Origin of the sequence: Bradyrhizobium sp. TM239 (genome assembly GCF_036247985.1) — a bacterium.
GTDB classification, from domain to species: domain Bacteria; phylum Pseudomonadota; class Alphaproteobacteria; order Rhizobiales; family Xanthobacteraceae; genus Bradyrhizobium; species Bradyrhizobium ottawaense.
This window is the reverse complement of sequence record NZ_BTIR01000001.1, coordinates 222,101-236,160: the sequence shown is the minus strand read 5'-3', so window position 1 is coordinate 236,160 and position 14,060 is coordinate 222,101. Positions and strand designations below refer to the sequence as shown.

The window sequence follows — 14,060 nt, the reverse complement described above, 5'->3', positions numbered from 1 at the left end:
CCACGGCATGGTGTCCTCCCTCGAATCTTCGCCAATCCGAAGGAATCACAGGCCTACCAAAACCGCTCAAATTTTTTCTCAGGCTCCGAGGAGGCCTCGCAATTTTACACGTGCAGAAACCGATCCTTGACGGTTGGGTCGCTGCGAAGTTCGCTGCTGCTCCCGGTCCAAACGATTCGTCCCTTCTCTACGACGAAGTGTCGATCGGCGAGGGACGTAAGGGCATCGACGTGTTTGTCGATCACGACGATCGCATACCCTTCACTTTTAAGCTGTCGGAGACAGTCCCAGATCTCACCACGTACCAGCGGAGCGAGGCCTTCGGTGGCTTCATCGAGAATCAGAAGCTTCGGATTAGTCATCAAAGCCCGGCCGATCGCCAGCATTTGCTGCTCACCGCCAGAGAGGCGGGTGCTCAAGTTGTTCTGGCGCTCCTCGAGGCGCGGAAACAATTGATATACCGACTGCAATGTCCATCGATTCCGCCTCTCGCGCTTAGCTGCGGTGGCGACGAGATTTTCCGCCACCGTCAATGTGGGAAAGCACTGACGCCCCTCGGGTACCAGGCCAATTCCCAGTTTTGCAATTTGGTAGGAAGGCAGCCCTGCCACTTGTTTTCCATCGAACACTATTGTTCCTGCACGGGGAGGCAATAAGCCAAGAATAGCTTTCACCGTGGTCGTTTTGCCCATTCCGTTGCGGCCAAGCAGGGTGACGACTTGGCCTTCCTCGACGTCGATGGAAACGTCGAAAAGCACCTGTGCCGCGCCGTATGACGCCTGCAGACCTGAAACGCTCAACATCAAGCTACCTCTTCGCCGAGGTAAGCGGCGCGCACTTCTGCGTTCCCTCGGACGCTCTCAGGAGAACCGCTGGCAATGATCCGGCCCGCGACCAGTACAGAAACCGTGTCCGACAGCGCAAAGACCGCCTCCATGTCGTGTTCAACCAAGATCATTGGTAGTTGGCGCTTCAATGAGTTCAACAGACCCATCACCTGCCTAGATTCGTCGTGACTCGTGCCAGCCAATGGCTCGTCAAGCAGTAAAAGCTTGGGGTTCGTCGCGAGAGCAATCGCAAGTTCCAACTGCCGCTTCTCTCCGTGCGAAAGAAAGCACGCAAGTGAATCCGCCTTCTCACGCAATCCAACGCGGGCAAGTTGAGTGTATGCGATGTCGTTTAGGTCCTCGTCTGCCGCCGCATTGTCGAAGAAGCTAAAACTCGACCCGGCTCCAGCCTGTGCGGCGATGGCGACGTTCTCGAGAACCGTGAAGTTGGGAAAGATTGAAACGATCTGGAACGACCGTACGAGACCCATATTGGCCCGAACGTCGATCGGACATGCAGTGACGTCTCGTCCGTCAAATCTAATCCGCCCCGTGTCCGATCTGAGGAGACCCGATACCTGATGTATCAATGTCGTCTTTCCCGCACCGTTGGGACCGATGATCGCGTGCAGTTCCCCCGGCATGACGGCAAGAGACACGTTGTCGGTTACGCATAGAGCGCCATAGCTCTTGCACAGCCGCTCAAGCTCAAGAATCGGTCTCGTCATCGCCGGATTTCCAGATAACCGATCAACCCTTTGCGGGCGAATAGTGCTGCCAGTATCAATAGGGGGCCAAAGATCATTCCCCAATGCTCGGTGAGTTGCGAAAGATACTCCTCGAGGAGAGCGAAGACAAATGCACCAACAATCGCACCATGCAGAGAACCTGCTCCACCGAGGACCACCATGAAAATCAGCTCGCCCGATCGCTGCCAGGATGCAGCTGCTGGGCTCACGAATTCGCTCTGGTTTGCAAGCAGAACGCCGGCAATGCCAGCGATCATGCCAGAAAGGACATAGGCAGTTAATTGATACCTGAAAGATGGGAAACCAATTGCGGCCATCCGGACGGGGTTTTCCTTCAATCCGCGAAGTACGCGTCCGAAGCGTGAGGCAACAAGCAAGCGGCAGAGCAAATAGGCACCCAGCAGGACGGCGAAAACCAGGTAGTAAAAGACAAGAGGGTCATTCAGGACGGAGAAGCCATAAAGCTGACTGCGCTTTGCCAAACTCATTCCATCATCGCCGCCATATGCCGAAAGAGACGTGCCGAGGAAATAGAGCATCTGGCCGAAGGCAAGCGTTATCATAATGAAATACACGCCACGGGTTCGAAGTGATATTGCCCCGGTGAAAATCGCGAAACCGCCAGCGGCAATAATTGCAGTCGCCATATGAATAAGGAGGCCGGAATGTCCATGAAAACTCAGCAACCCAACAGAATACGCGCCAAGTGCGACAAATGCGGAATGACCGAGGCTGACAAGTCCCACGTACCCTATGAGGAAATCGAGCGACATTGCTGCTAATGCGAAGATCATCGTACGTGTGACAAGTGCAACAACAAAGCTCGACGCGAGCGCCTCAGGCAGCATCGGCACGACGGCCAAAGGCACAAAACACAACAACGGCACCAGAATTGCTCGTTGCGTGCGAACTTCGGTGCGAAAGAATCTTGCGCGTTCTAACGATTGCGCAGCTTGTGATGACACGTAAACGCTCCGCTAGCGGGTTGAAAGGTTGCCGGCCGGTCGGAAGAAAAGCACCGCAGCCATCAAAATGTAGATCAGCATGGGTGCGAGGGCGCGACCGACTTGGCTCGCGGTCGACGGATCGAAGACAGCTCGAAGCAGTAGAGGAGCAAAACTGCGGCCAAGCGTATCGGTTAGGCCAATCAGCAGAGCCGCAACAAACGAGCCGCGTATCGAGCCCACCCCCCCGATCACGATTACGACGAAAGCTAGAATTAGGACATTGGCGCCGATCCCAGGTTCGACTGAGAGAATCGGGGCCGTGAGGGCGCCGGCGAAACCCGCCAACATCGCGCCCAGGCCGAAGACCACAGTGAAGAGGAGCCGAATGTTGACTCCGAGCGCCGACACAAGGGGGGCGTTGCTCGCGCCAGCACGAACAAGCATACCCAACCGGGTGCGATTGACCATCCAGGCACATAGAAGTGCGACGGCAATCCCTGACGCGATGACCACAAGCCGATAGACGGGATAGCGCATCCCCGGCGCGATAGTCACTGTGCCTGACAGGATATCAGGAATCGCCACGCTAAGCGGAGCCGCTCCGAAGATGAACTTGAGGGTGTGATCGACAAAGACGATAACGCCAAATGTCGCAAGAACCTGATAGAGGTAATCAGCACCGTAGAGATGACGAAAAACCGAGACTTCCAACAACAGACCAAGTGCCAGTGAAAGACACAACGCGAGAACAAGCCCGACGGCGAAACTTTCGGTATACGCGCTAAAAACAGCGACTAGATAAGCCCCCACCATATATTGCACGCCATGTGCAAGATTGATGAAGTCCATCACTCCGAAGACGATTGTGAGACCAGCCGCTATCAAAAAGAGGATAAGTCCAAATTGCAGTCCATTGAGGACCTGAACCAAAGCCAAGGTGAGCGTCATGTGTGCGCAGCCGGTATCACAAGGGTATCGTGCCTGTTCAACATCAGTCGTTGATTGTGCAGTCTTTGGCAAACTGGTCCGCGCTATTTGAGAATATCTTCTGGACAATCTCAGTTTGGAATTTGCCGTCAGGGCGCAATGCCGCCTTTACGAGATAAAAGTCCTGAATCGGGTAACCGTTGGTATTAAACTTGAACGAGCCGCGCAGCGATTTGAAATCGGCGCGCTTCAATGCAGCCCGAACGGCTTTCTTGTCGCTAAGATCGCCGTTAGTCGCTCGCACGGCGCTGTCGATCAGCATCGCGGCGTCATAGGCTTGAAACCCAGTGGCACCAGGAACGGTATTGTAGGCTGCCTCGTAGGCCGATACGAATTGCTTGCTTTGCGGAAGGTCGAGATTCGGAGCCCAGTTGGCGCCGCCAAACATGCCTAATGCTGCAGACCTCTGCGCTGGCAGCGTCATTTCGTCGACTGTGAAGGCAGAGAGGAATGGAATCGAGTCGGCCAACCCGGCCTGCCTGTACTGCTTCACGAGGTTAACTCCCATGCCACCCGGCATGAAGGTAAATATCGCATCGGGATTCAAGGCCGCGATTTTTGAAAGCTCCGATTGAAAATCGAGCGTGTTTAGCGGTACGTAGGATTCCTCCACCACCTCGCCTTTGAAGTCTGTTTTGAAGCCCGCAACGGCGTCCTTGCCTCCTTGATAGTTAGGTACAAGTACATAAACCCTCTTATAGCCGCGCTCCTGAGCCACTTTGCCGAGGATCTGACTTACCTGGTCGTTTTGATAGGAAGTGACAAAGAAGTAAGGGCTGCAGGCTTTTCCAGCGAGGTTGGAGGGGCCTGAATTGGGGCTGATCAGGAAGACTTGCGACGCCGAAATCGGCTTTTCGATAGCGAGCAGTACGTTCCCGAAGACGGGCCCTACCACGAAATCAACCTTGTCGCGCTCCAAGAGCCCCTTCACCTTGGTGACGGCTACGTCGGGCTTCAGCTCATCGTCGATGACAAACACCTCGACCTTGCGGTTTCCCATCTTGCCGTTGAGATCTTTGATCGCGAGATTGAACCCGTCGCGAATTTGTCGACCAACGTTCGCTCCTGGTCCGGATAGCGTTGCCACAACGCCTATTTTTATCGGAGCGTCCTGCTGTGCCGCGGCAGGATAACTGGAGCTCAACGTGAGCGCTCCTGCCAGGGCACCTAACGTCAAAGTACTGCTGCGAGAAATAGGCATTCCGTGACCTCCCTTTTTGATACTTGTGATGAAATATCAGATGAAGTCAATGAGTATCGAACGTGGCGCCATGGAGAGGAGCGGGACAAGCAACAAGCGCGTCCGCCTTCCGGGGCTGCCGCGCGACGGCGGGGGGTGAAGCGTGGCGCGAGTCCGGAATGCCGTATGAGTGTGGGCGCGTCTGAAGCGTACCTATCCCAATGCCTCGTGACGCACGGGCATCTCGCCGAACGTGCGGCCGGGTGGATATCCCGGCTTCAGGAGATTTCCATCTGACGTAACCCTTCGAGGACCGTGTCCGCCGCCAGTCTTGGGGCGTGACGACCGCAGGCGCTGCGCTCGCGCCGTGCATTGGCTTGGCCCAGGAGCGCTTCTCAAGAGTCGCCTGCAGCATCAGCGTCAGAGTTCGTGTCGTGTGGGGTAGGGGCTTTAATGGTCCCGGGAGCCCATCGGGATATGGGCGAACCGTCGTCAGAGCCTTCGAGCAGCGGGATGCGCTCGCGGCGGCCAAAAGCCCTATGAAGCCCAGCGGCCCCCGTTTGAAGGGGCAAGTGGATTGACAATCGTGATATTTCAGGAGAAAAGTTATGTGCCATTGCAGGCGGGGAGACGAGGGGCAGACATGCAGAACTCCAACACACTTGGCAGGCGCTGGCTGATCCAGGCGAGCCTGCTACTGGTACTGGCCGCAATCGCGACCGTCGGGGCCGTCCCCGCAGTGGCACAAGAACAGCCGCTCAAGGTTGGCGTCGTGGCATCCATTACGGGTGGCACAGCGGATATCAACAACAGCGAACTCAACGGCCTTAAGCTGTATCTCGAGAAGATCGGCGGAACAGCTGGCGGCAGAGATCTCAAGCTTCTCATCGAAGACGATGCGGGCGATCCGGGGACCGGCCTTGCGAAGGTGCGCAAGCTAGTCGAACTCGACAAGGTGGATGTGATCGTTGGGCCCTTTCTGGCCCATGTCGTAGCCGCCACGCAGGACTACATCGGTTCGTCCGGCATTCCGAACATCGTAATGGTCGGTCAGCCCCCGGAAAACGTCAGGCACCCGAACGTATTCGTTCCGAGCTGGAACGCTGTGCAGCTGGGCAAGCTCATGGGCGAATACGCGTTCGCGAAACTGGGACACAAGACAGCTAACATTGTCAGTTCAAAGTACGGTTTCGGAATTCGGGTCTCAGAGGGATTCAAGAGCGGTTTTACTTCTGCTGGGGGGGCTATCAAAAGCGAGCTCTTCATTCCCCTCGGCACGGCCGATTGGTTGTCCTTCCTCGCCGGCTTGCCGAGTGCAGATACGGTCCTTTCGGCAATTCCTGGCGGCGATGCCATCAAATACGTTCGTGCAAGGGCGGATCTCGGGCAGACCAAGTCGATGCCGCTCACGGGTGTCATCAGCACCGTGGATGGGGTTCTTTTGCCCTCCATGGGCTCGGCAGCCGATGGTGCCATCGTGATCACGCACTATCTCGAAACCCTATCCATCCCACAGAACAAGCAATTCGTGGCTGACTACAAGGCAAAATACGGTTCCGCCCCGAGCGGCTATTACGAAGCTTTGGGTTACACGATTGGGCAAGTCATTGGCGAAAGCCTGAAACAGACGAACGGGAAGTCGGAGGCGGGTCAATTGATCCAGGCCATCCGCAAGGTCGACTTTGATTCGCCGCAGGGTCGGTTTCGGTTCGCAGCCGGAAAGCAGTTTCCGCTTCTCGACTTCTATTTCGTGAAGGTGGTGCCAGACGGGAATAAGCGCGGATATGAAATCCTCGACGTCAGGCGAGACGTCGCTCCGGATTAAGTCATGATGCAGGTCGCGGGCAAGGTAGCGGTCGTAACAGGTGCGAGGCAGGGGGTTGGCCTCGCGTTGGTGAGAGCCCTCCTGGCCCGCGGCGCTGAGTCCGTGGTGGCAAGCGACGTGCTGCCCATGCCCAACGGCGCACTGCGGCCAAAGGAGCGCGAGCGGGTTTGCTGGCAGTTATGTGACGTGACGGTACAGTCTGACTTGGACGCGCTCGCGGCGTCTGCCGCAGGCGCCCAGCTCGTCTTCAGCAATGCGGGCGTGAACCGTATGCAGGGACTTTTGACAGAAGGCGGGTTGGCGGCCGCAAGACTCGAGCTTGAGGTAAACTATTTAGGAGCGCTAGGCGTGATCCGCGCGCTGCTTCCGGAACTACGTAAGCGGCAGGGGCATCGCGCCATCGTCGTCACCGGTTCTGCGCTGGCGGACGCTCCGATCCTGGAACTCGCGACATACTGCGTTTCGAAGGCGGCAACCGGCGCGATGGCTGATATTCTGAGAGCGGAGCTGTCGCCCGCCGGCATTCAGGTGCTGGTTGCAAAGCCGGGAGCTATCGACACCGAGATGATCGCCTCACTGGACATTCCGAAAATCAGTCCGCGTGAGGCCGCCGACGAAATCCTGAACGCGCTCGAGGCGGGCGCCTCCGAAGTGCTGGTTGGACCAGAAGCGAAGGAGCGCGGAAAAGCGATATCAGTCGATCGCGAGGGCTACTTCCGATCGCTTGGTGAGCGCGCATGACGGCCAGAGCGAATGGGAAGGCGAGAAGCTGCAGGTTAGGGAGTGTAGAGATTGACTGGCAAGCTAGCGCATAAAACCGCAATTCTGACTGGGGCAGGCAGCGGAATCGGGGCTGCGATCGCCCGCGCTTTTGCACAAGAGGGCGCCACGCTGGTACTCAATGACATAGATCAGGACAGCCTGATCCGACTCAAGGCCGATCTTCCCGATCGGGATCATCGCCTGGTGGTTGGCGATGTGTCCGTCGCCGCAACGGCTTCCGCGTTGGCGCGGGAAGCGGATGCGGTTGCCCAAAGAGCGGACATTCTGGTCAACAACGCAGGCATCCTCCACTGCCGCGACATCACTGAAACGCAGGAAGACGAGTTCGACCGAGTCGTGGCAGTCAACATTAAGAGCATGTACCAAGTATGCCGAGCTGTCCTTCCCATGATGGTTGCGCGAGGAGAGGGCGCGATCGTCAACGTAGGCTCGCTGGCCGGCATGGTCGGTATGGAGTTCGGCGGCGAGAGCACTTGGCTTTACAGCACGACCAAGGCCGCAATCTTTCAATTCACCCGCTCGCTGGCCAGCCGCTACGGAAAGGACGGCATTCGAGTGAACACCCTTGCTCCCGGAGCGACACGAACCAATCAATTGCGGCAGCTCCATCCAAATATCAGCGCTGAAGCAGAGGATCAGATGTGGAGGGACACAGGAGGCAGGCTGACGCTCCTGGGCCGGGTGGCCGATCCTGGTGAGATCGCGCGCGTCGCGCTCTTCCTTGCCTCAAGCGATGCCTCCTACATCACGGGGCAGCACATTCTTGCGGACGGCGGATACGCCGTCCGATAGCCTTGAGAACAATCCCATCATGATCGATGATGCTTTCGTATTCGACACCATTTCGCACGCGCTCAATCTCGCCCCCGATAACATCCTCAATCGGTACGGCCAGGGCCTTGCCGATCTCTTCTTTCATCTAAATCAGTGGAACCCAGGCGGTTACCGAATTCCGAAAGACGTCTTCTATCGAAACCTGACGATCGAGCAGCAGATCGAGACCCTTCTACTGGAAAGTCCGGTTGATCTCATCGGCAACATGAATCTCGAACTCACTGGTTGGATGAAAGACGGTCTGGCTTCTCGTGAGAAGAACATTGAAGCGGCCAGTCGGTATCCGGACCGCTATGTCAACTACATCGGTATCGACTGCACCAAGCCGCCAGAAGCCTACCTGCAGGACCTCAAGGACCTCGCGACAGAGATGCCGCGGATGCCTGTCGCGCTCAAACTTTATCCGAGTCAGATCTACTGGGAAAAAGGCAAAGAACGCTTTGCGAGCTGGCGCGCCGACAACCGCCAAGTCTACTCGCTCTATGAGCAGGCGGCAAAAATGGGCATCAAGACGTTCATCTTCCACAAGGCGCTGACTGACGGTCCGGTGCCGCTAAACCCCTATCGCATCGATGACATCGACGAGCCCGCGTCTCTTTTCCCGGAATTGCACTTTCAGATCGTTCATGGGGGCATGGCCTTCATGGATGAGACAGCCCAGGCCATCGCTCGCTATCCAAATGTAAGTGTAAACATGGAGGTCACCACGCTTTTGCTTTACAAGGCGCCCGATTGGTTCGCCGATATTCTTGCCCATTTCTTCTGGTGGGGTGGACCTGAGAAGGTTGTCTGGAGTAGCGGCTCGATGTTTGCACATCCGCGGCCGCTGATCGAGCGCTTTTGGCGCGACTTTAAATTCCCGCAGCACATCCTTGATAAGTTTGGTCTTGAGCAGATTACAAGGGATCAGAAGAAATTGGTGCTCGGAGAAAACGCCTGCAGAATCTTCGAGATCGACATTGAAGCAGCAAAAGCAAAGATCAAGGATGACAGGTTCGCCCGCCGGCTCTCCGCCGAAGGATACGCCCAGCCCTGGTCGCGTTGGGCGCCCAATGAGGGGAGGGCGGAATGAGCAGCGAGATGTTCCCGGATCAAGGAGAAATACGTCGTGCTATCGCAACGGTATTCGATCCGTGCAGTGTCAACGCTGGTGTTTCCATCAACGTGATCGACATGGGACTCATTCTCGGCTGGTCGATCGGGGCAGATCGGCACGTCGACATACTGATGCGTTTGACTTCTCCAGGATGCACTCTTGCCCCAAGCTTCATGCATGAGATCGAAGCGGCCGTATCAGCGGTCGCACATGTGGCCTCGGCGAAAGTGACCATTAGCGGCCATTCCCTCTGGAGTGAGTCGAATATTGCTCCAGCGAGCCTTTGCAAACTTCGTGAAGCTCGTCGAAAATCGTCATCACTGATTGGCACCCGGCCGCAGCAGTGGCGGACAGCATTGACAAATGCAAATCCGAGACGTCCCGTTTTAGCCGGAAAGGCAAGCGGACCTGCCGTGTCATGACGTTTTGGGCCTTTCAGCTACTAAACGGAATCTCCTACGGCATGACGCTGTTCGCGCTTTCTGTAGGGTTGGCCTTGATTTTCGGCATGATGCGCGTGCTCAACCTTTCTCATGGTGCATTCTACGCCGTCGGCGCTTGGATCGGAGTATCGGCGGGCAGGCAGAGCGGAAGCATTGTTTTCGGCGCTTTGTGTGGAGTGGTGGCCGTTGTCCTTATCGGACTTATGATCGAACGCCTGCTGCGATACATTCCCAAGGCCGAGCTGCCGCAGACCCTATTGACGTTCGGTGCAATGCTTGTGTTGGGCGATCTTTCGCTCTGGTATTGGGGCGGTACTCCCCTGACCATAGAAGCTCCCGGATTGCTTCAGGGTGTCGTAAGTTTGCAGGGGATCGTGTTCCCAAAGTATCGGCTCTTCGTAGCCGGGTTCGGCGTCGTGTTGGCTATCTGCCTGTGGCTTATCGAGACGCGAACCCGCATCGGCATGATGATCCGGGCCGCAATAGACGACCCGCTCATGGCTCAAAGCGCCGGCGTGAATGTTCCTCTGTTGACAACTGTCACGTTTGCCTTTGGAGCGGCCCTCGCAGCGCTAGCTGGGGTCGTGGCGGCACCCATTCTTGGTGTTCAGGTCGGAATGGAATTCGATGTCCTGCTACTTTCCTTTGTCGTCGTCGTTATCGGCGGATTAGGCAGTCTCCGCGGGGCAATGGTCGGTGCTCTTCTCATTGGTCTGATGGACAGTGTCAGCAAGGCCCTTTTTCCTGAAATGGCGCTGTTCTCAGTATTTGTGCCGATGGCACTTATACTGGCACTCAAGCCCTCCGGCCTGTTTGGACGATAGAATGTCAACGGCACAAATTTCGAGGCGTTTAACGCAGGTAGGTCAGACGCGGTCGGTCGCGGGGTCGGCAACGATTGCTTTCGTGTGCGCTCTCGCCATGGCCCCCTTGGTGCTGGGGTCTTACCCATCGGCGATGCTGGCCAAGATGATGATCTACGGCATATTCGCGATCGGCCTGAACTTGCTAGTCGGATATACCGGTATTGCATCGCTCGGGCATGCCGCGTTTTTTGGCACTGGAGGATATGTCATCGCTATCCTTTCTCGCGCTGGAGTAGACGGCTTTTTCTTACCGCTAGCAGTGGCGATCGCAGCTAGCACGGTTCTAGCGATGGCGTTCGCATGTCTGACGCTAAGGTCCACTGGCCCCTATCAGCTCATGATCACGCTCGCCCTCAGTCAAGTGCTCTGGGGCGCTGCCTACAGTTGGCGAGCCGTTAGCGGCGGTGACGATGGCATTCCTGGGATAAGACTTCCGTTCTCAATCTTCGGATCGAATGCGGCGATCTTCTTTTACGGTATCGTCCTGTCGGTATTTGCCATGGTTCTCATTGCCAGTCGATTGCTGGTGTATTCGCCCTTCGGGCGATCGATGATCGGTATACGAGAAAATGGCAGCCGGATGAGGGCACTCGGATTCAACGTCTGGCTTCACAAGTTCATTGCCTGCGCGATCTCTGGCGCCCTTGCGGGCTTGGCTGGTGCCTTGCTTGCCTGGCAAAATGGCTTTGTTGGTCCGGGCTATTTGAGCGTCACGACTTCGGCGCTCGTTCTCATCATGGTGATCTTCGGGGGCGCGGGTACGGTGGCTGGTCCCGTTATCGGTGCTTTCATCCTGATCGGCCTCGAAAACGTCGTGAGTGCCATAACAGACAGATGGGTGTTGGTACTGGGCCTCATCTACATTCTTACCTCACTGTTTGCACCGCAAGGGCTCGTCGGATTGTTTCGTGCTATGCGGGGCAACCGGCCATGAATGTACTCGAGGTACGCAATCTAACCGTCACTTTTGGGGGCATCGCCGTTCTCAGTGACCTGAGCTTGGCCGTTGCAAAAGGCGAACGACTTGTTCTGTTCGGACCCAACGGCGCGGGAAAGACGACTCTGTTCAACGCGATCTCAGGAGCGATCACGCCGGCGGGTGGGTCCATAAGCGTTTTCGGCTGCGATGTCGCTTCCATGAGCATTTCGCGGAGAGTAGGGCTCGGTCTGGGCCGCACGTTCCAGATCACCACGCTGTTTCCGGATCTCACCGTTCTGGAGAGCACAATGCTGGCTCTACAAGCCGGCGCGCGCTCGCGTTTCGGCATGTTCAAGCCCCTTCTGGCGTATGAATCTTGTCGAGATGAAGCGATGGAGATGCTCAATCAATGGGGAGTTGGCGGCCGGGCGGCCTCTCTTACAAAGCAACTTTCGTATGGAGAGCAAAGGCAGGTGGAGCTGGTTTTGGCGCTTGCACGGCACCCGAAGCTTTTGCTTCTCGACGAACCGGCGGCAGGCCTTTCCATCGCTGAGACCGAAATCGTGGAGAGAATGATTTCGAAGATGCAACGCGACGTCACGATCTTGTTGATCGAACACGACATCGACTTGGCAATGCGCCTCGCCGACAGGGTAACTGTATTGCAGAACGGCCGCCATGTGAAAAGCGGCTCCCCAACAGAGATCCACTCGGATCCCGAAATTGCTAAGATCTATTTCGGAGATCAGCATGGATAGCGCGCTGACCGTCCGAGAGCTTGAAGCTGGCTACGGTGACGGCACAGTTCTGCATGGCATAGACCTCGAAGTCCGCTCCGGAACTATTTGCTGCGTCCTTGGACGGAACGGCGTGGGGAAGTCAACCTTGATCCAGTCGATTGCGGGTCATCACCCTGTACGACAAGGTAAGGTCGGTCTGAATGGCATCGACGCGACCCATCTTGCCGCGCACAAACGCGCCGGACTTGGAATGGCCGTTGCTCCTCAGGGCAGAAGGCTATTTCCCTCGCTCACGGTGAGAGAACACCTGCAGATCTCGGAGCGCGGCGGTGAGAAGCCAAATGCCTGGAACTTCGACAGGGTCTTGAAAGCCTTTCCTCGTCTAGGTGAACGTCTTGATAATCTTGGGGCCGCTCTGAGTGGCGGAGAACAGAGCATGGTTTCGATGGGCCGTCTACTTATGGCAAATCCGCTCGTTGCCCTCTTGGACGAACCGTCTGAAGGACTTTCGCCTCTACTGGTGCAACAGGTTGCCGACGTTCTCCAGGAGGGCCGGAGCGCAGGGATGGCGATTCTTCTCGTCGAGCAGAACTTTGGATTGGTGATGAGGATCGCTGACCATGTTCACATCATGAACAAAGGTCGGATCGTTTACTCGGGACCTCCCGATGCCTTGAGAGAAGACACTGAAACTCGGCACCGCTATTTAGGTGGGTAGATCCTTTTCAAAGACAAATTCAAAAAGGATGTGTCGCTGCTCGGGTCGTCAGCGGTTTTCAGCATTTCCTCCGGCATGGCGAGCACGTCGGCGGAGGCTTGCGGATCGACGCCGTTGAGCTTTGCCGTCATGATCAGCGTCACCATGGCAGCGGCGCGGTCGGCACCCCGTTCGGAGCCAGCGAAAAGCCAAGACATGCGACCCAAGGCAAGGCCGCGCAGCGCGCGCTCCGCCGCATTGGTTGCCAGGCAGATCCGCCCGTCATCGATGAAGCGGGCAAACCTGCCCCAGCGGCGCAGCATGTGATCGATCGGCTTGGCGACCGATGAGGAGTTCGACAGCCGGGTGCGCTGCTCGCGCAGCCATGCTTCCAAGGCCGTCAAAAGCGACGCGCTTTGTTCTTTGCATCCGCAGACACTCTTCAGCGCTTTGGCCGCTGATGCGGCGCTCAATGTCGAACAGCGCATCGATGCGCTTGACTGCCTCCAGGGCGATCGGCGAGATCGCCGCGGCGTTCCTGTCGCGCCTCGCATTGGCGGCGATGTCCGCCAGCTCAAAAAACTGCCGCCTGGCATGGACTCAACAGAATGTGGGCGTAACCGGTCCCTGCGCGCGCGAGGCGTCGTGCAGCTCGTTGTTGCCGCTATCGGCATCGGCCTGCAGGATGCCGGTGAAGCTTGGAGATGCTGCGTGGTGTCATCGCCGTGAAGCCGCTCGGCAGCGAGGACATGGCGCGCGATCAGCCCATAGATCGGCTGTAAGCCGCCGCACAGGCGCCGACCTGGTCGGCCAGTGTCGACAGGCTCAGATCGATAACCCTCCGGGGCGTAGCGCTCGCACTGCCGGTTCAAGGGATGATGCTGGCCAAACTTCTCAAACTGGATCATGGCCAGCAGGCTCGGCCCGGCGAAGCCGCGCGACATCGCGTGGAAAGAGGCTGGCGGCTCGGTCATCGTCTCGCAGTCCCGGCGCAGAACTTCTCGCGCACCGTCTGGACCACCTTCCACTGCCGGAACGATTTCCAGCGTCTCTGTCGTCTCCGCAATGTCTTCGCCCAACTTTGATAGCTTCGATGAGCCGCAGCAAGAGGAGCTCTGCGGTGCGGCGATTACGACCTGCTCGCGCGGCAAATGGTCGGGGAACGGT

The 14,060-nt window shown here is 57.1% G+C and carries 16 protein-coding genes; 10 read left to right on the top strand and 6 right to left on the bottom strand.

What is annotated here, in order from left to right:
- Positions 1-104 precede the first annotated feature (104 nt).
- From AABA84_RS01125 to AABA84_RS01105, 5 genes are read right to left on the bottom strand one after another with little or no spacing between them, the layout of a single operon-like run.
- The gene (locus tag AABA84_RS01125; protein ID WP_338311039.1) at positions 105-803 is read right to left on the bottom strand and encodes an ABC transporter ATP-binding protein; all 699 of its coding nucleotides are present in this window, start codon (positions 801-803) and stop codon (positions 105-107) included.
- Positions 803-1,555 carry an ABC transporter ATP-binding protein gene (locus AABA84_RS01120; RefSeq protein WP_338311038.1) on the bottom strand — a complete coding sequence of 251 codons (753 nt, stop codon included), beginning with the start codon at positions 1,553-1,555 and terminating at the stop codon, positions 803-805. The genes AABA84_RS01125 and AABA84_RS01120 overlap by 1 nt, the downstream gene beginning before the upstream one ends.
- The gene (locus tag AABA84_RS01115; RefSeq protein ID WP_338311037.1) at positions 1,552-2,541 is read right to left on the bottom strand and encodes a branched-chain amino acid ABC transporter permease; all 990 of its coding nucleotides are present in this window, start codon (positions 2,539-2,541) and stop codon (positions 1,552-1,554) included. The genes AABA84_RS01120 and AABA84_RS01115 overlap by 4 nt, the downstream gene beginning before the upstream one ends.
- Before the next feature lie 12 nt (positions 2,542-2,553).
- Entirely contained in the window at positions 2,554-3,471 is a 918-nt protein-coding gene (locus AABA84_RS01110; protein ID WP_338311035.1) for a branched-chain amino acid ABC transporter permease, read from the bottom strand.
- Between the two features lie 43 nt (positions 3,472-3,514).
- Positions 3,515-4,711 carry an ABC transporter substrate-binding protein gene (locus tag AABA84_RS01105; protein ID WP_338311034.1) on the bottom strand — a complete coding sequence of 399 codons (1,197 nt, stop codon included), beginning with the start codon at positions 4,709-4,711 and terminating at the stop codon, positions 3,515-3,517.
- A 622-nt stretch (positions 4,712-5,333) separates the two neighbouring features.
- Here AABA84_RS01105 and AABA84_RS01100 point away from each other — a divergent pair.
- From AABA84_RS01100 to AABA84_RS01060, 9 genes are read left to right on the top strand one after another with little or no spacing between them, the layout of a single operon-like run.
- A complete protein-coding gene (locus AABA84_RS01100) occupies positions 5,334-6,515 on the top strand; it encodes an ABC transporter substrate-binding protein (protein WP_338311033.1) in 1,182 nt (393 codons plus the stop codon).
- Between the two features lie 3 nt (positions 6,516-6,518).
- Entirely contained in the window at positions 6,519-7,256 is a 738-nt protein-coding gene (locus AABA84_RS01095; RefSeq protein ID WP_338311032.1) for an SDR family NAD(P)-dependent oxidoreductase, read from the top strand.
- 51 nt (positions 7,257-7,307) lie between these two features.
- Complete coding sequence (locus tag AABA84_RS01090; protein WP_338311031.1) at positions 7,308-8,090, top strand: SDR family NAD(P)-dependent oxidoreductase; 783 nt, start codon at positions 7,308-7,310, stop codon at positions 8,088-8,090.
- A 19-nt stretch (positions 8,091-8,109) separates the two neighbouring features.
- On the top strand, positions 8,110-9,204 hold the full coding sequence (locus tag AABA84_RS01085; protein WP_338311030.1) for an amidohydrolase family protein: 1,095 nt from the start codon (positions 8,110-8,112) through the stop codon (positions 9,202-9,204).
- Positions 9,201-9,650 (top strand): metal-sulfur cluster assembly factor, encoded by a 450-nt coding sequence (locus AABA84_RS01080; RefSeq protein WP_338311029.1) that lies wholly within the window; start codon positions 9,201-9,203, stop codon positions 9,648-9,650. Before AABA84_RS01085 ends, AABA84_RS01080 begins: the two co-directional genes overlap by 4 nt.
- On the top strand, positions 9,647-10,495 hold the full coding sequence (locus AABA84_RS01075; RefSeq protein ID WP_338311028.1) for a branched-chain amino acid ABC transporter permease: 849 nt from the start codon (positions 9,647-9,649) through the stop codon (positions 10,493-10,495). Before AABA84_RS01080 ends, AABA84_RS01075 begins: the two co-directional genes overlap by 4 nt.
- A 1-nt stretch (position 10,496) precedes the next feature.
- A complete protein-coding gene (locus tag AABA84_RS01070; RefSeq protein WP_338311027.1) occupies positions 10,497-11,471 on the top strand; it encodes a branched-chain amino acid ABC transporter permease in 975 nt (324 codons plus the stop codon).
- The gene (locus AABA84_RS01065) at positions 11,468-12,214 is read left to right on the top strand and encodes an ABC transporter ATP-binding protein (RefSeq protein WP_338311025.1); all 747 of its coding nucleotides are present in this window, start codon (positions 11,468-11,470) and stop codon (positions 12,212-12,214) included. Before AABA84_RS01070 ends, AABA84_RS01065 begins: the two co-directional genes overlap by 4 nt.
- Positions 12,207-12,914, top strand: a complete 708-nt coding sequence (locus tag AABA84_RS01060) for an ABC transporter ATP-binding protein (protein ID WP_338311024.1) — start codon at positions 12,207-12,209, stop codon at positions 12,912-12,914. Before AABA84_RS01065 ends, AABA84_RS01060 begins: the two co-directional genes overlap by 8 nt.
- Here AABA84_RS01060 and AABA84_RS01055 read toward each other — a convergent pair.
- Entirely contained in the window at positions 12,899-13,801 is a 903-nt protein-coding gene (locus AABA84_RS01055; protein ID WP_445083396.1) for an IS66 family transposase, read from the bottom strand. The genes AABA84_RS01060 and AABA84_RS01055 overlap by 16 nt on opposite strands.
- Here AABA84_RS01055 and AABA84_RS35020 point away from each other — a divergent pair.
- A complete protein-coding gene (locus tag AABA84_RS35020) occupies positions 13,769-13,978 on the top strand; it encodes a hypothetical protein (protein WP_445083399.1) in 210 nt (69 codons plus the stop codon). The genes AABA84_RS01055 and AABA84_RS35020 overlap by 33 nt on opposite strands.
- Positions 13,979-14,060: the final 82 nt, after the last annotated feature.